The organism is Stenotrophomonas sp. ZAC14D1_NAIMI4_1 (assembly GCF_003086775.1).
Lineage (GTDB): Bacteria > Pseudomonadota > Gammaproteobacteria > Xanthomonadales > Xanthomonadaceae > Stenotrophomonas.
Genome location: NZ_CP026001.1, coordinates 3,932,258 through 3,953,539, shown reverse-complemented (window position 1 = coordinate 3,953,539; position 21,282 = coordinate 3,932,258). Strand labels below are relative to the sequence as shown.

Here is a 21,282-nt window from a genome sequence, read left to right as displayed (position 1 = left end):
GCAGTCGAGCAAGCTCGACTCTACGGAAAGCCAAAGCGTGCATCCGGCGACAGCGGAAAGCTTCACGCAAGCGCCGCCCGCTACCGTGCCTGCGTGGAATGGAAACGTGTTTTTGGCATCTGCCGCGAGGCGGTGCGTACGATCGATCTGCCGTTGCTGCTTGCGTTGCTGCTGCTGATGGCCGCCGGCCTGGCCGTGCTGCACAGCGTCTCGGGCCCGGTGGCCGGGCAGGCCGCGCGGTTTGCCGGTGGCCTGGGAGCCATGTGGCTGCTGTCGCGGGTATCGCTGCTGCGCCTGCGCGCGTGGACCCCGGTGTTGTACGCGTTGTCGATGCTGCCCTTGATGGCGGTCTATGTGGTCGGCACCGGCAAGTACGGCCAGCGCTGGCTCAACCTGGGCGTGTTCTACCTGCAGCCCTCCGAGCTGCTCAAGCTCAGCCTGCCGCTGATGATGGCCTGGTACCTGCATCGCCAGCCGCTGCCACCATCGCCGCGCACGGTGCTGACCGCCGCGGCGCTGATCGGCGTGCCGGCGGTGCTCATCCTGCTGCAGCCCAACCTCGGCACGGCCACTCTGGTAACCGCCAGCGGCGTGTTCGCGCTGCTGCTGGCCGGCCTGCACTGGGGCTGGGTGGTGGCCGGCCTGGCCAGCGTTTCAATGGCCGCGCCGCTGGCCTGGTTCGGCCTGCTGCGGCAGTACCAGAAGGACCGCGTGCTGACCTTCCTCGACCCGGCGGCCGATCCGCTGGGCACCGGCTGGAACATCCTGCAGTCGCGCATCGCCATCGGTTCGGGCGGTTGGGAAGGCCGTGGCTGGGGGCAGGGCACGCAGGCCACGCTGGACTTCCTGCCCGAGTACACCACCGACTTCGCGTTCTCGGTGCTGGGCGAAGAATTCGGCTGGATCGGCGTGGCGACGATGTTCGCGCTGTACCTGTTCGTTGTGGGGCGCTGCCTGTGGATCGCCGTACAGGCACGCGACACGCATGCGCGGTTGCTGGCGGGCAGCCTGGGGCTGGCGTTCTTCGTGTACGTGCTGGTGAACGGCGGGATGATTTCCGGCCTGCTGCCGGTGGTGGGCATCCCGATGCCGCTGGTCAGCTATGGCGGCACCTCGGCGGTATCGCTGCTGGCAGGCATCGGGCTGGTGATGGCGGTGCGCAACCACAACCCGGTGCATGGGGGCTGCGGCTGATTCTGTAGAGCCGAGCCCACGCTCGGCTGCTCTTCGCGGAACGTAGCCGAGCGTGGGCTCGGCTCTACAGAAGGTGCGCAGCCGAGCATGGGCTCGGCCCTACATCACAGCGCAGCCGCGCATGCTCGCCATCACCGACACAGCTTCCCCGCCGACGAAGTTCCATAAAAAGTGCGGACCAATTCACACTTTGACGTAGCGTTGATCCGGATCAATGGACTTGTCGTAATCGGCCTGCACAATGGCGGCCCGTTCGGCACGGCGCGCCGTCTGTAGATGCAGCGCGAGGGGGCGCCTGGCGGGAAAGCAGTACTGGTCCAACGGATACAGGGAGCGCGGGGCACTGTCACTGGGGAGCGACAGCCGCGCAGGTATCGACAGGATCCGGTCGCCGGTTGCGCCTGCGGGGATGGGGGCGCAACCGGCAACCTCTGCCTGAATGGGGCAGGGTGATCACGACGCCTTCACATTTCCCGCTGAACGCGCGCAAATCGTTGTGATTCATGGTGTTAGGGGTTTTAATTCATCCATGACCTGCTAACCTGCGACGATGATTCGACGCTCCCTGGCCTGCTTGCTCACCCTCGGTCTGGTCGCCTGCGCGACCCAGCCGACGTCCCCGCCGACTTCACCCCAGGCCAGCAGCACGCCGCGCCATCCGGCCGGCAAGCCCGCGCAGGGCCCGGCCGAAGCCGCCCCGGAAGCGACCGCCGCCACTGCGCCGCCGGTCGACCTCACCCCGGTGCCGTTCGAAACCGCCCGCGCCAATTTCATTGCCGATACCGCCAAGCGCTATGGCCTGGCACCGGCCGAGATCGCCCGCGTGCTCGACCAGGCGCAGGTGCGCCAGCCGATCATCGCCGCCATGTCGCGGCCCGCCGAGCGGGTCAAGCCGTGGAATGAATATCGTCCGATGTTCATCAGCAAGGCACGCATCGATGGCGGCCGCGCGTTCCTGGCCGAGCACCGCGCCGAGCTGGACCGCGTGCAGCAGCGCACCGGCGTGCCGGCCGAAGTGATCGTGGCCATCATCGGCGTGGAAACCAGCTACGGAAAGAATGCCGGCAGCCACCGCGTGCTCGATGCGCTGTACACGCTGGCCTTCTATTACCCGCGCAGCGGCGACCCGGCCAAGCTGGAACGCGAAGTGCGCCGCGAACTGTTCTTCCGCGACGAGCTGGCCAAGCTGTTTGAACTGGGCCGCGAAGAGAAGCTGGACATCACCACGCTCAAGGGCAGTTATGCCGGTGCGATGGGCATGGGCCAGTTCATGCCGTCCAGCTACCTGGATTACGCCGTGGATGGCAACGGCGATGGCCGCCGCGACCTGTTCACCAGCTACGACGACGTGTTCTCCTCCATCGCCAACTACTTCGTGAAGAAGGGCGGCTGGGTGCGTGGCGGCCAGGTGGCGGTGCGGGCCACGCTGGCCCCGGGCCGCGAGGAATTCAACCCGACCGAGTGGATGCCCACCTGGACCCTGGCCGACCTGGCCCAGCGCGGCTACCAGCCCAGCGCGCCAGTACAGCCGGGTGCCACCGCCACCCCGATCACCCTGGAAGCCAGCAACGGCAAGCAGTACTGGCTGGGCTTCCAGAACTACTACGCGATCACCCGCTACAACCTCTCGAAGATGTACGCGATGGCCGTGTTCCAGTTGTCGCAGGCCATTGCCGGACAGGAGCTGCCCCCGGCATGAACATCAGATGGCTGGTCCCCGGAATGGTCGTGCTGGCGCTGGCGGCCTGCAGCAGCGCACCGGACAAACCCAGTGCCGGCCATGGCGGCAAGGTGCCCAGCACGGTGGTGCAGGGCAAGGGCAAAGGCGGGCGCCCGCCGCACTGCCCGGACGGTTCGCCGTACGCGGCCGCCACCGAGGATCTCAGCACCCGCGGCAACTACACCGCCGGCGGCCTGTACAAGCCGGGGGTGAAGGACACCACGCCCAGCTACGTGCCCAACGTGGCCTGCATTCCCGAGCCGGAAGTGACCGCGATCGAGCGCTCGGTGATCGGCAACAAATCGCCGTACGTGGTGCTGGGCAAGTCCTACAAGGTGCTCGATGACACCCATGACTACGTCGAGCGCGGCACCGCGTCGTATTACGGCGCCAAGTTCCACGGCCGCCTGACCTCCAACCGCGAGGTCTATGACATGTACCAGTTCACCGCCGCCCACAAGACGCTGCCGCTGCCCAGCTTTGCCCGCGTGACCAATCTGGACAACGGTGAATCGGTGATCGTGCGCGTCAACGATCGCGGCCCGTTCCATGATGGCCGCGTGGTCGACCTCAGCTACGCCGCCGCCGTGCGCCTGGGCATCACCCAGCGCGGCACCGGCAACGTGGAAGTGCGCGCGCTGCAGCCGGGCGAAAGCAACCTGCTGGCGCAGAAACCTTCGCGCCGCGAGCGTCGTGCGGCCGAAGCCGCGGCGGCTGCCACGACCGTCGCCGCCGCACGCCCTGCACCCGCCCCGCGTGCCGCCGCGCCCAGCGACATCGACCGCCTGGTGCAGCGCCTGCCCGCCGATGGCGCGCCGGCCCGTGGCCAGCCGGCCACCACCCAGGCCGCCAGCAGCGCCCTGCCTGAGGTCGCGGTGAGCAGCCTGCCGCCGGCCGCGCCGCCGGTGCGCAGCGTCGCCGCCGCACCCGTGGCCGTCGCCGCCGCCACCCCGCGTGCCAGCACGACGCCGGTGCGCAGCGCGCCGCCCGCCGCCCCGGCCCCGACGCTGTCGCAGCAGGTGGTGGGCGCGGTGATGGTGCAGGTCGCCAGCTTCTCCAGCCGCGACAACGCGACCCGCGCAATGGGCCAGCTCAACGCCGCCGGCATCGTCGGCGCGACCATCAGCGACATCGCCGCTGGCGGCCGTACCCTGTTCCGCCTGCGCGTACCCGCCAGCGACCATGCCAGCGCCGCGGAACTTGTCGGCCGCATCGCAGGTCTTGGCCTGGGTTCGCCGCAGATCGTCAAGGATTGATCCGCCCGGGCCGGTGCTGCCGGCCCCTTCCACACGGGCCTTACAATGGCCCCTCGTACCATCCTCCATTCTGGCCGTCCCCTGGAGCCTGCAGTCCAATGAATTTCCGTTCCGCCGCCACCGCCCTGGCCGCCACCCTGGTGGTTGGCCTGGCTTCCGCCCAGACGCCGCTGCCGACCCCGGCCACCCCGGCGCCCGCTGCTGCTGCCGCCCCGGCGGTCGTCGCCACCCCGCCGGCCCCGGTGCCCAGCACGTCCAAGGCCTGGATCCTGATGGACTACGCCACCGGCCAGATGCTGGCGGGCGAGAACGTGCATGAACAGCTGGCCCCGGCCAGCATCACCAAGGTGATGACCTCGTATGTCGTGGCCGCCGAAGTCAAGAACGGCAAGGTCCGCGCCGACGACCAGGTGATGATGAGCGAACGCGCCTGGCGCGAAGGCGGCGCCGGCACCGACGGCAGCTACAGCGGCTTCCCGGTCAACCAGACCGCGCGCCTGGAAGACATGGAAAAGGGCATGGCGATCCAGTCCGGCAACGACGCCGCGATCGCCCTGGCCGAGCACGTGGCCGGCAGCGAGGAAGCCTTTGCTTCGCTGATGAACAGCTACGCCGCCAAGATCGGCATGAAGGATTCGCACTTCGTCAACGCCCACGGCCTGAGCGCCGAAGGCCACCACAGCACCGCCTACGACCTGGCGCTGCTGGGCCGCGCGATGGTGCGTGACTACCCGGAAACCTACGCCTACAACAAGGTGAAGGAATTCCAGGTGGGCAACATCAAGCAGCCCAACCGCAACCTGCTGCTGTGGCGCGATGGCAGCGTGGACGGCATCAAGACCGGCCACACCTCCGAAGCCGGCTACTGCCTGATGAGCTCGGCCCAGCGCGGCGACCAGCGCCTGATCGCCGTGGTGCTGGGTGGTTCGTCGGAAAAGCAGCGCGCCGATGACAGCCTGGCCCTGCTCAACTGGGGCTTCCGCTTCTTCGAAACCCACCGCCTGTATGAGCCGGGCAAGGCCGTGGCCGAGCACAAGGTGTGGAAGGGTGCCACCGACAAGGTGCAGCTGGGCGTGGCCCAGCCGATGCTGGTGAGCGTGCCGCGCGGTCGCTACAACGACCTGAAGCCCAGCATCGACGTGCCCAAGACCCTGGAAGCCCCGTTCACCGCCGGCCAGCAGATCGGCACCGTCAAGGTGACCCTGGATGGCAAGGTCGTGGCCGAAGCCCCGCTGGTGGCCGTGGCCGCCGTCGAGCAGGCCGGCTTCTTCAAGCGCCTGTGGGACAGCTTCTGGATGTGGTGGGAATCGGAATGATCCACGCCTTGGCGTGGTGAATGAAAAGGCCGGCGAAAGCCGGCCTTTTCTTATTGGTAGTGCCGGCCGCTGGCCGGCTCCTCATGAACCCATCCGGAGATGCCTGCAGCCGGCCAGCGGCCGGCACTACCAGTGAGAGTGCCGACCAACGGTCGGCACCTGCCTACATCGAGCGGCTGATGGTGAAGCTGCCGAACACCGGGGCTTCACGCTGGCCGTTGAACTCGCGGGTGCTGTGGTAACGGGCCATCGCGAACTTCCAGCGGCCGCGCATCACGGCGATGCCGTAGCCGCCGTAGGCCACCACGTGGCGCTTGTCCACGCTGTGGCTGTCGCGGAAGGTGTTGCCGTCCAGGGTGATATCGCGGATCACCCAGGCCGCATCGGTGGTGGCGAACAGGTGCCACGACCAGCCGCTGGGCTTGCCGCCGCGGGTCGGGGCGGTGTTCTCGCCTGCCGGGCGCAGCGGGGTGCTGCCGAAGTCGTCGGGCAGCTTCCAGCCGAAACGCACTTCACCGCCGAAATTCGCCTTGGTTTCCAGGTTGCCGATCGAGCCGCCGTAGTGGCTGATCGCATCCCAGCCCCAGCCGCCGGCATTCACGCTGGCATCGCCCGGCCAGCGCCGCATGCGCTCGTGGGTGTACATCACCACCGGTTCGTTGTGCAGCTGGTTGTCCCAGCCCTGGAATTTCTCGTCGCCCAGCAGGTCATGCACCGCGTTCTGCACCTGCTTGCCCTGCGCCCACGGGCCAACCACGCCCAGGGTCAGCAGGGTGGTCTGCAGGCGATCGCCGCGGCGGGCGTTGTAGCCGAAGCTGGCCACCAGCACGCCGGCGTACGGGCGGTCGTCCTCGATCACGTCCTTGCGGGTGAAATCGGTGGGCGTGTAGATGCCCTGGCCGAGGCTGAAGATCATGTTCTGCTGCTCGAACTCACCCGGGTGCAGGCGTTCGAGGTGGCGGTTCACCCAGCGCGCCAGGCGCGGCAGGCAGGGATCATCGGTGTAGTCCACCAGGTTGGGCGAGACCAGGGTCAGCTGGGCGCCGTTGGTGTAGCCCTGGTCCTGGTCCTTGGCGCCGAACAGGTCGTTGTCGACGCGGAAATTGACCTGTGGCGGGTGCTCCCGCATCGCATCGGGGCCGCACTGCTGCGCGGCGTGGGCAGTGAGGGGCAGGGCGGCCGCCGCCAGGAGGCCGGTCAGGCCGAGGGTGACGGCAGTACGCATGGATGGAATGATCATCAGGTCGTTGGCGTGTGAAGGTCGATTTATGCAACAACACGTTACTCCCGTCGCCGTGAGGGAACGAGCCTCCCGCCTTCACTTGTCTGTTCCGTAAAACGCACTTGTCCCTTCAGCGAAACTGGAGGCGGGCCGGGCGCAGCCTGAACCGGGCCGCAGCCTGCAACGCAGCGGACTGCCGATGCGACGTTTGACCTTGATGAATACTCTTGGGTTTGTTGCCCTGCGGCCCGATAATGGGGGCATGGAAATCAAGTCCGACAACCCCGATCACGGCTTCCAGTTCCCCGGTCAGTTCGAGCTCAGCGCAATGGGCCCAGCCAACCGTGGCCTGGAGCAGGAACTCCCCAGCCTGCTGATTGCTGCAGGCGTCGATGTGGTGAACGAGCGCATCAGCTGGAAGCATTCGTCCAACGGCAAGTACGTTTCGGTGCGCCTGGTGTTCCGGGCCGAGAACCGTGAACAGTACGACGTGGCCCACCAGGCCCTGCGCGACCACCCGGAAGTGAAGTGGACGGTGTAGCCACCAGCTGCGCGGCCGAACCTGCCCCCGGGCAGCGTCCGGCCCGCCCTGCAGTGGTGCGCGACCTCGGTCGCCAGGCCTATGAACCGGTCTGGCGCGCCATGCAGCGCTTCACCGACCAGCGGACCGACGACGATGCCGACGAGCTGTGGGTGGTCGAACACGATCCGGTGTTCACCCTCGGCCAGGCCGGCAAGGACGAGCACGTACTGGCGCCGGGCGATATCCCGGTGCTGCACGTCGACCGCGGCGGCCAGGTGACCTACCACGGCCCCGGCCAGATCGTGGTCTACCCGCTGCTGCGCTTGCCGCGGCTGGGCATCGGCGTGCGCGACTACGTCTGCCGCATCGAACAGGCCCTGATCGACACCCTCGGCGAATGGAACATCGGCGCCGAGCGCCGTGACGGCGCGCCGGGCGTCTACGTGGGCGATGCCAAGATCGCCGCGCTCGGCATCCGCGTCCGCCGCGGCTGCACCTTCCACGGCCTGGCCTTCAATGTGTCGATGGACCTGGAACCCTTCCACCGCATCAACCCCTGTGGCTATCAGGGGTTGCAGGTGACCTCGGTGGTAGACTTGGGTGGCCCGTCCGGGATGGACGCCGTCAAGCCGGTGCTGCTGGACCATCTGGCCCGCCAGTTTGGCCTTCTGCTGCAGCCCACGCCCGAACTGCCCGATCTTTCTGCGGCCGCCTGACCGCCCCCCGGAACTGCCATGACTGAGACCACCGCCCGCACCATCCCCCTGCAGATCGTGCAGGCCGAGCTTCCGTCCGCCGCGCCGCTGCAGGTGGGCGTCAAGCAGATGGGCGGGGACAAGATCAACCGTTCGCCGGTGCAGTTCGCCGACGCACCGGTGCTGCGCAAGCCGTCTTGGATCCGCGTGCGCATTCCTTCGGGCAATGCCGTGCAGAACCTGAAGGCCAAGCTGCGCGAGAACCGCCTGGTGACCGTGTGCGAGGAAGCCAGCTGCCCGAACATCCACGAATGTTTCAGCCACGGCACCGCCACCTTCATGATCCTGGGCGAGGTCTGCACCCGTCGCTGCTCGTTCTGCGACGTGGCCCACGGCCGCCCCAAGCCGCCGGATGCCAACGAGCCGGCCACCCTCGGCCAGACCGTGGCCGACATGGGCCTGAAGTACGTGGTGGTGACCAGCGTCGACCGCGATGACCTGCGCGACGGCGGTGCCCAGCACTTCGTCGACTGCATCACCGCCATCCGCGAGAAGTCGCCGGGCACCCGCATCGAGGTGCTGACCCCGGACTTCCGTGGCAAGGGCCGCATGGAGCGCGCGCTGGAGATCCTGGCGCAGAACCCGCCGGATGTGTTCAACCACAACATCGAAACCGTACCGGACCTGTACCGCAACGTGCGCCCGGGTGCCGATTACCAGTGGTCGCTGAACCTGCTGAAGAACTTCAAGGCGCAGCATCCGTCGGTGCCGACCAAGAGCGGCATCATGCTGGGCCTGGGCGAGGAGTTCGAGCAGATCAAGGCCACCATGCGCGACCTGCGCGCGCATGACGTGGACATGATCACCATCGGCCAGTACCTGCAGCCGACCGCGCACCACCACCCGGTGCTGAAGTACTGGACCCCCGAGGACTACAAGGCGCTGGAAGACTACGGCTACGAGCTGGGCTTCAGCCACGTGGCCTCCGGCCCGATGGTGCGCTCGTCGTACCACGCCGACGTCCAGGCCAAGGGCGCCGGCGTCGCCTGAGCTGGGTGCGGACCTCCGCACTGGTGGGTGCGGACCCCCCTCACCGGTGGGTGCGGACCGTTGGTCCGCACGCCTTCGCCTGCATTCACAATTTGCTACACCGGCCCCGCTAGGCTGGTTTTCCACCGAACGCGGCCGGGTGACAAACACGGCAACTTTCGGCACTGTCGTGGTGTCTGAACACCACGCAGTCTCCCCCTTGGCAAGGCGCCTTCGAGCACGTTCATGAAATTCAAAGCCCCCGCATTCCTGATGGCCCTGGCGCTGGTCGCGCCGCTGGCGCTGGCGGCCAAGGCCGACTCGCCGGCGCTGCCGGCGGCCGCGACCGCCGACCAGGTCACCACCTCCAAGCTGGTCTACGGCCTGCTGTCCGACAGCCGCTACGCCTACCGGCCGCGCGCGCTGGACGAGGCCACCTCCAAGGACGTGTTCAAGCGTTACCTGGAAACCCTCGACGGCGGCAAGCAGTACTTCACCCAGGCCGACGTGGCCCGTTTCGCGCCGTTCCAGGCCGGCATCGCCAACGCCATCCGCGGCGGCGAACTGGAGCCTGCCTTTGAAGTGTTCGCGGTCTACAAGCAGCGCGTGGGCGAGCGCGTCGGTTATGCACGCAAGCTGCTGAAGCAGGAGCCGGACTTCACCGCCGACGAGCGCTTCGAATACGACCGCAAGGACGTGCCGTGGGCGGCCAGCAACGCCGAGCTCGATGAGCTGTGGCGCAAGTCGGTGAAGAACGACTGGCTGCGCCTGAAGCTGGCCGGCAAGAAGTCCGACGACATCCGCAAGACCCTGGACAAGCGCTACGCCACGCTGGAAAAGAGCGTCAACGAGCTGAAGGGCGAGGATGTCTTCCAGTTCTTCATGAACGCCTACACCAGCGCCGTCGACCCGCATACCGACTACTTCACCCCGCGCACTGCCGAGAACTTCAACCAGGCGATGTCGCTGTCGCTGGAAGGCATCGGCGCGCAGCTGCAGCGCCAGGACGACATGGTGGTGATCCGCGAGATCATCGCCGGTGGCCCGGCCGCGGTGGACGGCACCCTGAAGCCGGGCGACCGCATCGTCGGCGTCGGCCAGGGCAAGTCCGGGCCGGTGGACGATGTGATCGGCTGGCGCATCGATGACGTGGTGGCCAAGATCCGTGGCGCCAAGGACACGCAGGTCCGGCTGGAGTTCATCTCCGCCGAGGACGGCGTGGACGGCAAGCACCACACCCTGCTGCTGACCCGTCAGAAGGTGCGCCTGGCCGAGCAGGCCGCCAAGGGCGAAACCATGACCATCCCGGGCAAGGATGGCCAGCCCGAGCGCAAGGTGGGCGTGATCAAGCTGCCGACCTTCTACCAGGATTTCGAAGGCCGTCGCCGCAACGCGGCCGACTACGCCTCGGCGACGCGCGACGTCGCCAAGCTGCTGGCCGGCTTCAAGGCCGACAAGCTGGACGGCGTGGTACTGGACCTGCGCAGCAATGGCGGTGGTTCGCTTGATGAAGCCATCGAACTGACCGGCCTGTTCATCGAACAGGGCCCGGTGGTGCAGGTGCGCGAATCCGGTGGCCGCGTCACCGTCAACAGCGACCGCAACCAGGGGGTTGCCTGGGATGGCCCGCTGGCCGTGCTGATCAACCGTGGTTCGGCCTCGGCATCGGAAATCTTCGCCGGTGCCATCCAGGATTACGGCCGTGGCCTGGTCATCGGTGAAACCACCTTCGGCAAGGGCACCGTGCAGAACATCGTCGACCTGGACCGCTGGCCCAGCGGCGAGACCCAGCGCTTTGGCCAGGTGAAGCTGACCATCGCCCAGTTCTTCCGCATCAGCGGCAGCAGCACCCAGCACAAGGGCGTGGTGCCGGACCTGGCGTTCCCGGCCAGCGTCGATGCCACCGAGTTCGGCGAAAGCACCTACGACAACGCGCTGCCGTGGACCCGCATCGCGGCCGTGCCGCACACCCAGTACGGCAACTTCGCACCGCTGCTGCCCAAGCTGGAGTCGCGCCACGAAGCCCGCATCGCCACCGACAAGGAATTCCAGTGGTGGAACGAGGACGTGCAGCAGTTCCGTACCGAAGCGGCCAAGAAGTACGTCTCGCTCAACGAGGCGACCCGCCTGGCCGAGCGTGAGCGCCAGGACAAGCAGCGCAAGGACCGCCAGGTCGTCCGCAAGGAACTGGGCCTGGCCCTGGACCCGCTGGCCGATGACAGCAGCGATGACGGCCTGACCGGCAACGAGCGCGACATCGTCAAGGATGCCGCCCGCGAGAAGGCCGCCGAGAAGCGTCCGGACCCGCTGCTGCGTGAATCCGCCTCGATCCTGTCCGATGCGGTGAACCTGCTGGAAACCGACCGCCCGCTGTCGGCCCAGGTGCTGCCGCAGTCCACCGGCGCAGGCCGCTGGGCGGACTGATCCGCTGCTGATGTGAAGTTCCCCACGGGGCCGGCATTGCCGGCCCCGTTTGTTTTTCCGGTAGCGCCGGGCCATGCCCGGCGGACGTCCATGAACCGGGAGCAACGGGGGCGGGCGCATCGACCTGCCGCACACGGCCCCGGGTCTACCCTTGGGGCTTCCGTTCTCGCAGGAGTACCCATGCGGGCCTCCCGTCTTTCGCTGTCCCTGCTGGCCGTGGCCAGCACCCTGGTTCTGGCCGGTTGCGGTGGCCGGGCCGCCGACAACAGCCTGCTGCGCGAGTCCTTCGATTCGGGCGACACCTTCTCGCGCACCGTCGATGGGCGCCCTGCCGAGGCCTGTGAAGCGGCCCGCCGTACCCTGCTCAGCCAGGGATATGCCATCGCGCGCGCCGACGATGGGCAGGTGGAAGGCAACAAGAATTTCCAGGTGCGCGAGGACGATCACGAGCAGCTGGTGCTGCGCATCTCCTGCGCGCCACGTGGCAGCGAGCAGGCGCTGGTGTTCGTCAGCGCCGTGCAGGACCGTTATGCACTGAAGAAGAGCCCGACCTCGGCCAGCGTCGGCGTGGGCGCACTGGGCTCGGTGTCGCTGCCGTTCGGCAGCAACGATGATTCGCTGGTGAAGGTTGCCAGCAGCACGATCACCGATTCTGATTTCTACCGTCGCTTCTTCGACCGCCTGCACCAGTACCTGCCGGCGGCCGCTGCGGCCAAGCCGACGCCAGCACCGACGCCTGCACCGGCCCCGCCACCGGCGGCGGTGCAGGAGCCGGCACCGGTACCGGCTCCGCCGGTTCCCGCCGCGCCCGCGACACCCGTACCCGAGCCCGCCCCGCAACTGCCCGCCCCGCAACCGGCGGCCGAACAGGGCTGACGGTGAAGGGCAGGGCGCTGGGGCTGGCCCTGCTGCTGGGCTGGCCCATGCTTGGCAACGCCGCGGGCAGTGGCTGCGAACAGGGCCTGCTGCAGCGGCTGGGCTGGCGCTTCGAAACCACGGCCGTCGAGGCGCCCCGCATCCATGGCGGCCCGGTCTGCACGCGTGCCTCGCTGCAGGCTGCGCAGCAGGCCGGCGACCTGCAGGTGCGCTGGCCCGCCACGATGACCGAGCAGGCGCGGCAGGCCGTGCTGCAGCGCCTGCTGGACGACCCGGCCACGCTCTGCGCCTACACCTTCGAACTGGGTGCGGCTGCGCAGCGCGCCGCGCGCGCATTGCAGGACAACCCCGGTTTCCGTTTCAGCGGCCTGCAGCTGGGCTGGATCGGCTTCGGCGCGGGCGGCGCACCCGCGCAGGGCTGGCGGAACACCCGCAGCTTCGGCCGCGGTTATACGCCGCTGGCCGGCAACAGCCGCGCGCTGGAGACGTTCTACACCGGCAACGTGCGTGCCGAATGTGGCGTCGGTCGGCAGGTCGCGCAGCTGGCCACCCAGCGCGAGCTGTACGGCGATGCCGCCTTCGATGGTGAATTCTCTGCCGATGAGCTTTCCATCGGTACCTTGCTGGGCCTGCACGATACCGGCAGCATCCTGCTGGGCGCGGGGGCCGGTGAGTTCTTCGCCGATGGCAAGGCCGTGCGCACTGCCGTACGGGGGCGCAGCGCGTTCCTCGGCGTGCCCGGTTTCATCGAACACGTCGGCGACCGTTCGACGCTGGACGACCTGAGCAACCAGGCCGAGAACTTCATCGTCGTCGATGTCGGCGCAGATGCCGCGCAGGCGCTGGCCGCACACGGCGGGCTGGCCTGGTACGACCAGCGCAACGCCGAGCTGTGGACGCTTGCGCAGGGCATTCCGCGGCTCGGCCGGCGCTACTTCGAGCGCCTGTTGTACGAGCGTGATCCCGGCCTGCGCGCGCAGCTGGAACCCCGCTACCAGGCCACGCTGGCACGCATGGACCAGTTGCTGGACGATCCGTTCTACCAGCAGTTCGTGATCTATGTGCACCCACGCGGTATACGTCCCATCGGTTACCACATCATCCGCCTGCTCGACCGCAACCCACGCACGTCGTTTTCCATCGACCTGGCGTTGCACAATCTGCATACCACGCTCTATCGGCGCTGGCGCGAGGCGCAACTGCGCCACTGCGCGGCGACCGGCCGGCCAGGCAGCCTGACCCTAGACCCCAACTGAAGGTGAAACAATGGACATTGCAATGATCGGCCTCGGCCGCATGGGCGCCAACATGGCCCAACGCCTGCATCGCGGCGGCCACCGCGTGGTCGGCTACGATCCGGGTGAAGGCGCCCGCCAGCGCGCCGCCGAGGCCGGCCTGGAGGTCGTCGATTCGCTGGCCGCGGCGGTTGCCGCACTGCCGGTGCCGCGCGTGGTGTGGCTGATGGTGCCGGCCGGCGAGACCGTCGACCAGACCCTGGGCCAGCTGACCCCGCACCTGGCCGAAGGCGATATCGTCATCGACGGCGGCAACTCCAACTACCAGGACTCGATCCGCCGCGCCAAGGCGCTGGCCGAGGATGACCTGGGCTACGTGGACTGCGGCACCAGCGGTGGCGTGTGGGGCCTGCAGGAAGGCTACAGCCTGATGGTCGGTGGCGAAGCGTCGGTGGTTGAACAGGTCGCGCCGTTGCTGCGCACCCTGGCACCGGCCGAAGACCGCGGCTGGGGCCGTGTCGGCCCGTCCGGCGCCGGCCACTTCACCAAGATGGTCCACAACGGCATCGAGTACGGAATGATGCAGGCCTATGCCGAAGGCTTCGCGCTGATGGAGCGCAAGCAGGAGATGGAACTGGACCTGGCCCAGGTGGCCGAAGTCTGGCGCCACGGCAGCGTCGTGCGTTCGTGGCTGCTGGACCTGAGCACCGAAGCGCTCAAGCGCAATCCCTCGCTGGATGGCATCGCCCCGTACGTCGAGGATTCCGGCGAAGGCCGCTGGACCGTCGCCGAAGCCATTGCCCTGGACGTGCCGGCCCCGGTGATCACCCTGTCGCTGCTGGAACGCCTGCGCTCGCGCGAATCCAATTCGTTCACCGACCGCCTGCTGTCGGCGATGCGAAACGAATTCGGCGGCCACGCCATCAAGAAGTCGTAAGCCCCGCAATGGGGTCGGATCCCTTTCCGCAGGAAAGGGCTCTGACCCCAAGAGGATCGTTTCCACGTCATCCACGCATGGCGTGGATCTACCGTGTCGACCAACGTCGACACCTACCAGATCCAACCCCGTGCCGACCAACGGTCGGCACCCACCAACAGCATCCACCAACAGCATCCACCAACAGCATCCACCAACAGCATCCACCAACAGCATCCACCAACAGCATCCACCAACAGCAGCAGGTTCCAACAGCCCGCGGGAAACTGTCGAAGGCGGGGTGGGTCCGGTTGAGGGGGTGTGAGCGGCATGGATGCCGCGACCAAGCCCCCATGGACGGGTTCACGGCGTCCCCCTCAACCGGACCCACCCCGCCAACCCACGGAATGCAGGCTTTTGTTTTTGAAGTTGCCGGCCAGCGGCCGGCACTACCGCAGGTGCAGGGCGCAGCCCTGCCGATCACCCCAACACCACCCGCCGTCCCTCGCGCGCACTCACCATCCCCGCCTCCAGCAACCGCATCAACTGCAGCGCCTGCACCGCACTCACCGTCGCCTCGCCCTCGCCACGCATCGCCCTCGCCACGCATCGCCGCCGCGAACTGCGCATACAGCCGCCGGTAATCCCCTGGCAGGTTGTCCACGGTCGTGCGCTGCACGTTGTCCTCGGCATCGCAGCGCAACAGCTCGCCATGCCGCGGGTCGACGCCCCAGCCGGGGGCACCCGGTGCCACGCCGCGACGCAGCTGCGCCTCCTGCACGTCCAGGCCATGCTTGATCCAGCTGCCCTCGCGGCCATGCACCGCGAAGTGCGGCGTCGGCGCCGCCACCAGCGAACCGGCATGCACGATCGCGCGGTGCCGCGGGTAATGCAGCACGGCATGGAAATAGTCGACGCCGCTGCCACCTTCGCGCTGCACCGCCAGATCGGCATCGATGGCCTGCGGCCAACCGAACAGCACCAGCATCTGGTCCAGCAGGTGTGGGCCGAGGTCGTACCACAGGCCGCTGCCGGGCCCTTCCTGTTCGCGCCAGCGATCGCGCACCTGCGGCCGGTAGCGATCGAAGTGCGCGTGGCATTCGGCCACTTCGCCCGGCGTGCCCTCGGCCAGCAGCGCCTGCAGGGTGAGGAAATCCGCATCGAAGCGACGGTTCTGGAACACCGTGGCGATGCGTCCGGCACCGCGCGCGGCGGCCAGCACGGTTTCCGCTTCGGCCACATCCAGCGCGAACGGCTTGTCCACCAGCACATGCTTGCCGGCAGCCAGTGCGGCAATGGCCAGCGGCGCGTGCTGCTCGTTCGGCGTGGCGATCACCACCGCATCCACCGCCGGGTCATCGAATACTTCCTGCGCGCTGGCGCGCACGTGCACATCGCTGAAGCTGCGCAGCAGGGTGTCGCGCTGCGAGCTGACGATGCTGTGCAGGGCCAGCCCGGGCGTGTGCTGGATGAGCGGTGCGTGGAAGACGCGGCCGGCGAGGCCGTAGCCGATCAGGGCCAGTTGCAGGTCGGGGCGCATGGGGGGGCTCCGCAGGGTGGGGGAGACAAAGCGTAGAACGTGGCTCCGGGGGAGGCAAAACTGAACCGTTACCGTTGCAGCCGGCGGGTTCACGGCGGCGTGACCAAAGCCCGACGCCTGCAACACAGGCGACTGTCCAGACTGGCAGCACATCCAGAAGGAGCACCGCACGATGAGCAACCTGACCCGTACCCTGATTGCTTCGTCCCTCACCCTGGGCCTGGCCCTGTCTTCCTCGGCCGTCATGGCCAAGGATCCGCCGAAGACCGACCACGCCGCGATGACCCACGCCGACCGCCACGACTCGAACGAGCCGGTGACCGACAGCTGGATCACCACCAAGGTGAAGGCCGACCTGCTGGCCAGCAGCAACGTACCGGGCACCGAAGTGAAGGTGGAAACGGTCAATGGTGTGGTCAGCCTCAGCGGCACCGTCGCCACCCAGGCCGAGAAGGACAAGGCGGTGACCACCGCCAAGGGCATCAAGGGCGTGACCCGCGTCGATGCCGCTGCGCTGAAGGTCAATGCTGCCGCCAAGCGCTGATCGGCGCTGGCCTGAAGTGGACAGGGGCGTCCCGCCAGGGGCGCCCTTCGTCGTGCCGCCGCGCCGGATTCTCCCGGGCCGAGCGGCTGCGCTATATTGGCCGCATCGCTTCGTTGACGATGGACCATGGCGCTGGTGTTCAGTGATGACATCTGGGACCGTTGGCGGCTGCCTGCCCTGGCACTCGCTGCTGCCGCGATCATCGTCGTTCCCTGGCTGACCCTGCGCCAGCTGCAACAGGACAACGAACAGGCGATGGCCTGGGTCAACCACACCCAGGCGGTGGGCGTGGCCCTGCAGCAGCTGCAGACCGACGTGCGTGACGTGGAATCGGCGGCACTGACCCTGTCCAAGGGCGTGGATGCCCCCGGCCTGCACGAACGCATGGCCAAGGCCGAGCAGATTCCCGGGCGGCTGGCCGCGCTGGCGCGGATGACCCGCGACAATCCCGACCAGCTCGTCCGCATCGGCCGCATCGAATCGCTGCTGGAAGGACGCATGGCGCTGGCCCGCCAGCTCGCACGCTCGACCCCCAACACCGACCAGCGCGAGCTGGTGCAGGACCTGAGCACGCGCTACCCGATCCGCGGCCTGGTGGAAGAACTGCAGGCCAGCGAAAAGACGCTGCTGGCGGCGCGTGCCGAACAGGCCGCGCGCCAGCGCAGGCAGACCGAACTGGTGTCCTGGAGCTCGCTGGTGGTGCAGCTGTGCCTGCTGGGCCTGGTGCTGTGGCTGCTGCAGCGGCAGATCGGCCGCCGCCTGCAGGCCGAGCGGCACTCGCTGCGCGCCGCCGCGCGTGCCGCCTCGGTGCTGCAGACGGTGCGCGAGCCCATCGTGCTGCTCGACCGCGACCTGCGCGTGCAGCTGCACAACACGGCGTTCGCCGAGCTGTACGGGCTGCAGGACGAACGTGCCGATGGCACCCTGCTGGCCGATGTCGGCGAAGGCGCCTGGCAGGACCCGGTGGTGCGCCAGCGCCTGTCCGACGTGCTGCTGCGCGGGCGCGAGCTGTGGGATTTCGAGCTTGAACAGCGCACCGACGGCACGGTGCGCTACATGCTCATCAACGCGCGGCGCATGCCGCTGCCGGACACCGATGACGAAGTGGTGCTGATGACCATCAGCGACGTGACCGTGCAGCGTGCGGTGCAGTGGCGCGTGGAAGAACTGAACCGCCAGCTGGAAGGCAAGGTGGCCCAGGTCTCGGAGGTCAACCGCGAGCTGGAGGCCTTCAGCTATTCGGTGTCGCACGACCTGCGCGCGCCGCTGCGCCATGTCGCCGGTTTCTCCGACAAGCTGTCACGCCACCTGGGCGAGGGCGCTGATGAAAAGAGCCGCCACTACCTGGACGTGATCTCCGGCTCGGCACGGCGCATGGCCGCGCTGATCGACGATCTGCTGGTCTATTCGCGGCTGGGGCGCGCTGCGATGCGCCAGCAGGCGGTGGACATGCAGACGCTGGTGGCCGACACCCGCGCCATGCTCGATGCCAACCTGAAGACCGATGCCGAAGTCAGCGGCGTGGCTCACCACGTTGAATGGACCATCGCGCCGCTGCCGATGGTGGTGGCCGACGAGAACATGATGCGCCAGGTGTGGCTGAACCTGTTGGGCAACGCAGTGAAGTATTCGGCCAACCGCGAGCCGGCGCGCATCCGCGTGGACTACCAGCAGCAGGCCGATGGCGGCCATCAGTTCACGGTCAGCGACAATGGCGCAGGCTTCGACATGGCCTACGCCGGCAAGCTGTTCGGCGTGTTCCAGCGCCTGCACAAGGCCAGTGACTACCCCGGCACCGGTATCGGCCTGGCCAGCGTGCGTCGGGTGCTGACCCGCCATGGTGGCCGCATCTGGGCCGAAGCCGTGCCCGATGCCGGCGCCACTTTCCACTTCCACCTGCCTCCTGCGCTGGACGCAGTCAACCAAGGGCCCTCCGCATGACCACGCTGCGCACCATCCTCCTGGCCGAAGACAGCCCGGCCGACGCCGAAATGGCCATCGACGCGCTGCAGGAAGCCCGACTGGCCAATCCCATCGTGCACGTCGAGGACGGCGTGGAAGTGATGGATTACCTGCTGCGCCGTGGTGCGCATGCCACCCGCGAAGAAGGCCTGCCCGCAGTGCTGCTGCTGGACATCAAGATGCCGCGCATGGACGGGCTGGAAGTGCTGCGGCAGATCCGCGAGCACGAGGAGCTCAAGCGCCTGCCGGTGGTCATCCTGTCGTCCTCGCGCGAGGAAAGCGACCTGGCGCGCAGCTGGGACATGGGCGTGAACGCCTATGTCGTCAAGCCGGTGGACGTGGACCAGTTCTTCGGCGCGGTGCAGACCCTGGGCAGGTTCTGGGCGCTGATCAACCAGGCACCGGAGGTCGAGTAAGGCCATGCCGCTGATCGGTCCGGCCCTCGGGGCGCTGCGCATCCTGCTGGTGGAAGATTCACCGGAGGATGCCGAGCTGATGTGCGAACAGATGCTCGAGGCGGGCCTGGATGCCCGTTTCGAGCGCGTGGAAAGCGAGCCCGAACTGCGCCAGGCGCTGGCCGGGTTCGTGCCGGACATCGTGCTCTCGGACCTGAGCATGCCGGGCTTTTCCGGTGATGAAGCGCTGCGCATCGTGCGCGAGACCGCGCCGGATGTTCCCTTCATCTTCGTCTCCGGCACGATGGGCGAGGAGAACGCGGTGGAGGCCCTGCAGAAGGGCGCCAACGATTACATCATCAAGCACCACCCGGCGCGCCTGCCGTCGGCGGTGGCGCGCGCGGTGCGCGATGCGCGCAGCGCGGTGGAGCGCCTGCGCGTGGAAACCGAGCTGATGCGTGCGCAGCGGCTGGAAAGCCTCTCGCTGCTTGCCGCCGGCCTCAGCCACGACCTGCGCAACATCCTGCAGCCGCTGCTGATCATGCCGGAGCTGCTGAAGGCGCGCACCGAAGATCCGCAGCTGCACCACCTGGCCGATGTCATCGCCGAGTGCGGCCGCCGTGGCCACGAGATGGCCGAGTCGATGCTGTCCTTCGTGCGCGGTTCGCGCACGCCCAGCGAGCGCATCTTCATCGACGACCTGTTCCAGGCCGTGGCGCTGCTGTTGCGCAGCAACGTGCCCGAAACGGTGAGCCTGGAACTGGAGGTGCAGGACGAGGGGCTGGTGGTCGATGCCAACTACACCGAACTGCAGCAGGTGCTGCTGAACCTGGCGCTCAATGCGATCCAGGCGATGCCGCAGGGTGGCCGCCTGGGCCTGACCGCCGACCATGCCGGCGAGCACGACGGCGTGGACTGGCTGCGCATCGTGGTGGCCGACGAAGGCATCGGCATGGATGCCGATACGTTGTCGCACCTGTTCAACCCGTTCTTCACCACCAAGGCCGATGGCACCGGACTGGGCCTGATTTCCTGCAAGCGCATCGTCGAAGGCGCCGGTGGCAGCATCCACGTCAACAGCGAGCTAGGGCAGGGCACGCGCTTCGAGCTGCGGCTGCCGATGCACGAGCGGGCCGAGGGCGGTGAACCGGTCGAACAGCTGGTGGCGCTGGGCAGTGGCCAGTCGATCCTGGTGGTCGATGGCGAGGCCACGCGCCTGTCGCTGCTGGGCAACGCGCTGTCCAGCCAGGGCTACCAGCTGCAGCTTGCTTCCGACGGCCCGGCCGCGCTGCGCTGGATGCAGCAGGAAGCCATGCCGGCGCTGGTCATTGCCGATGCCGGCTCCAAGCTGCTGCCGGCCAGCCAGCTGCTGGGCGAAATGGCCACGCTGGGGTACGCCGGCCCGGCCCTGGTGCTGGAGGAGGCGGCGGTGGAGCTGGATACCCGCGCCTTCCCGCCGGGCATCGATGTGCATGTGCTGCGCAAGCCGCTGCAGATGCAGCAGGTGTTCCGCGCCGTGGCTGAAGCGCTGGGTTGAAGGGGCTGCCGGCCAGCGGCCGGCACTACCGTCAACTTGACCCGGTAGCGCCGGGCCATGCCCGGCGGTGTCACGCGTCGGAGCCGGGCGCCTCCCATGGAAACCGTGGCAGGCTCGCCACCGCCTGTTCCAGCCGCCGCGACCAGTTGTTGTGGATATCGGCATACAGCGGCGAATCGGCGGTGAAGCGCAGTTGCTGGCTCACCTGCAGTTCGCCCTTGCGCAGCAGCACCATGTCGATCGGCAGGCCCACCGACAGGTTCGAACGGATGGTCGAATCCAGCGACAGCAGCGCGGTGCGCGCGGCATCTTCCAGCCGCGTGGCCGGGCTGACGATGCGGTCGAGGATCGGCTTGCCGTACTTGGATTCACCGATCTGCAGGTACGGCGTCTCCGGCGAAGCGGCGATGGCGTTGCCCAGCGGGTAGACCATGTACAGCCCCGGCTGCTCGCCGGCGATCTGCCCGCCGAAGATCAGCGTGGCCTGGGTGTTGACGCCGTCGTGGCCGTGTTCGGTGTGCTGGCACTTCACCTGGCTGTCCACCAGCAGCGCGCCGACGTAGGCGGCGGCTTCGAACAGATGGCGCATCTGCCGCAGGTTGGGCGTTCGTTCTTCGGCGGCATCACGCTGCAGGCGTGAGACCAGCAGCTGGGTGGTGGCCAGGTTGCCCGCGGCCATCAGTACGAAGGTCGCCTCGCCGGGGTACTCGAACACGTGCAGCTTGCGGTGCACGCGGACATCGTCCAGCGCGGCATTGGTCCGGGTGTCGGCGGCGAAGACCAGGCCTTCGTCCACCTCGATTCCAACGCAATAGGTCATGTGGGTGTCCTATCATGTGCATCCCGGATTGTAGGCAGGCCGCCGTGACGACGGCATGCCCACCCCCCACCTGATCGC

Annotated in this window: 17 protein-coding genes and 1 pseudogene; 15 read left to right on the top strand and 3 right to left on the bottom strand. The window is 68.0% G+C overall.

The annotated features are described in order from the left end of the window. Positions 1 to 93 precede the first annotated feature (93 nt). From rodA to C1927_RS18045, 4 genes are all read left to right on the top strand, one after another. Positions 94 to 1,194 (top strand): rod shape-determining protein RodA, encoded by a 1,101-nt coding sequence (rodA, locus tag C1927_RS18060; protein ID WP_108747391.1) that lies wholly within the window; start codon positions 94 to 96, stop codon positions 1,192 to 1,194. Positions 1,195 to 1,744: 550 nt separating this feature from the next. Then, on the top strand, positions 1,745 to 2,893 hold the full coding sequence (mltB, locus tag C1927_RS18055; RefSeq protein WP_108747390.1) for a lytic murein transglycosylase B: 1,149 nt from the start codon (positions 1,745 to 1,747) through the stop codon (positions 2,891 to 2,893). After that, the gene (locus C1927_RS18050; RefSeq protein WP_108747389.1) at positions 2,890 to 4,170 is read left to right on the top strand and encodes a septal ring lytic transglycosylase RlpA family protein; all 1,281 of its coding nucleotides are present in this window, start codon (positions 2,890 to 2,892) and stop codon (positions 4,168 to 4,170) included. Before mltB ends, C1927_RS18050 begins: the two co-directional genes overlap by 4 nt. Before the next feature lie 98 nt (positions 4,171 to 4,268). Next, on the top strand, positions 4,269 to 5,486 hold the full coding sequence (locus tag C1927_RS18045; protein WP_079223392.1) for a D-alanyl-D-alanine carboxypeptidase family protein: 1,218 nt from the start codon (positions 4,269 to 4,271) through the stop codon (positions 5,484 to 5,486). Positions 5,487 to 5,649: 163 nt separating this feature from the next. Here C1927_RS18045 and C1927_RS18040 read toward each other — a convergent pair whose 3' ends face one another. After that, positions 5,650 to 6,711, bottom strand: coding sequence for a lipid A deacylase LpxR family protein (locus C1927_RS18040; RefSeq protein ID WP_108747388.1), 1,062 nt, complete (start codon positions 6,709 to 6,711; stop codon positions 5,650 to 5,652). A gap of 259 nt (positions 6,712 to 6,970) precedes the next feature. Between C1927_RS18040 and C1927_RS18035 the strand changes: the two genes are divergently transcribed. From C1927_RS18035 to gnd, 7 genes are all read left to right on the top strand, one after another. Beyond that, entirely contained in the window at positions 6,971 to 7,249 is a 279-nt protein-coding gene (locus C1927_RS18035; RefSeq protein WP_079223389.1) for a YbeD family protein, read from the top strand. Next, positions 7,237 to 7,947: a lipoyl(octanoyl) transferase LipB gene (lipB, locus tag C1927_RS18030; RefSeq protein WP_079223387.1), complete on the top strand. Its 711-nt coding sequence runs from the start codon at positions 7,237 to 7,239 to the stop codon at positions 7,945 to 7,947. Before C1927_RS18035 ends, lipB begins: the two co-directional genes overlap by 13 nt. Positions 7,948 to 7,965: 18 nt before the next feature. Continuing rightward, on the top strand, positions 7,966 to 8,976 hold the full coding sequence (lipA, locus tag C1927_RS18025; protein ID WP_108747387.1) for a lipoyl synthase: 1,011 nt from the start codon (positions 7,966 to 7,968) through the stop codon (positions 8,974 to 8,976). 225 nt (positions 8,977 to 9,201) lie between these two features. Continuing rightward, entirely contained in the window at positions 9,202 to 11,379 is a 2,178-nt protein-coding gene (locus tag C1927_RS18020) for a carboxy terminal-processing peptidase (protein ID WP_108747386.1), read from the top strand. 180 nt (positions 11,380 to 11,559) lie between these two features. Continuing rightward, positions 11,560 to 12,255 carry a DUF2242 domain-containing protein gene (locus C1927_RS18015; RefSeq protein WP_108747385.1) on the top strand — a complete coding sequence of 232 codons (696 nt, stop codon included), beginning with the start codon at positions 11,560 to 11,562 and terminating at the stop codon, positions 12,253 to 12,255. A gap of 47 nt (positions 12,256 to 12,302) precedes the next feature. Continuing rightward, entirely contained in the window at positions 12,303 to 13,511 is a 1,209-nt protein-coding gene (locus C1927_RS18010) for a hypothetical protein (protein WP_254051597.1), read from the top strand. Positions 13,512 to 13,521: 10 nt separating this feature from the next. After that, a complete protein-coding gene (gene gnd / locus C1927_RS18005) occupies positions 13,522 to 14,427 on the top strand; it encodes a phosphogluconate dehydrogenase (NAD(+)-dependent, decarboxylating) (protein ID WP_108747384.1) in 906 nt (301 codons plus the stop codon). A gap of 459 nt (positions 14,428 to 14,886) precedes the next feature. Here the strand turns inward: gnd and C1927_RS17995 are convergent. Further along, a pseudogene (locus C1927_RS17995) lies at positions 14,887 to 15,946 on the bottom strand (oxidoreductase). A gap of 172 nt (positions 15,947 to 16,118) precedes the next feature. On the opposite strand from C1927_RS17995, the gene C1927_RS17990 reads away from it, so the two are divergent. The 4 genes from C1927_RS17990 (at position 16,119) to C1927_RS17975 (ending at position 20,384) form a co-directional block, all read left to right on the top strand. Continuing rightward, positions 16,119 to 16,490 carry a BON domain-containing protein gene (locus C1927_RS17990; RefSeq protein WP_079223377.1) on the top strand — a complete coding sequence of 124 codons (372 nt, stop codon included), beginning with the start codon at positions 16,119 to 16,121 and terminating at the stop codon, positions 16,488 to 16,490. A 126-nt stretch (positions 16,491 to 16,616) separates the two neighbouring features. After that, complete coding sequence (locus C1927_RS17985) at positions 16,617 to 18,431, top strand: ATP-binding protein (RefSeq protein ID WP_108747382.1); 1,815 nt, start codon at positions 16,617 to 16,619, stop codon at positions 18,429 to 18,431. Further along, entirely contained in the window at positions 18,428 to 18,868 is a 441-nt protein-coding gene (locus tag C1927_RS17980) for a response regulator (protein ID WP_079223373.1), read from the top strand. The genes C1927_RS17985 and C1927_RS17980 overlap by 4 nt, the downstream gene beginning before the upstream one ends. A 4-nt stretch (positions 18,869 to 18,872) precedes the next feature. Then, on the top strand, positions 18,873 to 20,384 hold the full coding sequence (locus C1927_RS17975; protein WP_108747381.1) for an ATP-binding protein: 1,512 nt from the start codon (positions 18,873 to 18,875) through the stop codon (positions 20,382 to 20,384). A gap of 70 nt (positions 20,385 to 20,454) precedes the next feature. Here the strand turns inward: C1927_RS17975 and C1927_RS17970 are convergent, their stop codons facing one another. Continuing rightward, positions 20,455 to 21,204, bottom strand: a complete 750-nt coding sequence (locus C1927_RS17970; protein WP_108747380.1) for a 20S proteasome subunit A/B — start codon at positions 21,202 to 21,204, stop codon at positions 20,455 to 20,457. Positions 21,205 to 21,282 lie beyond the last annotated feature (78 nt).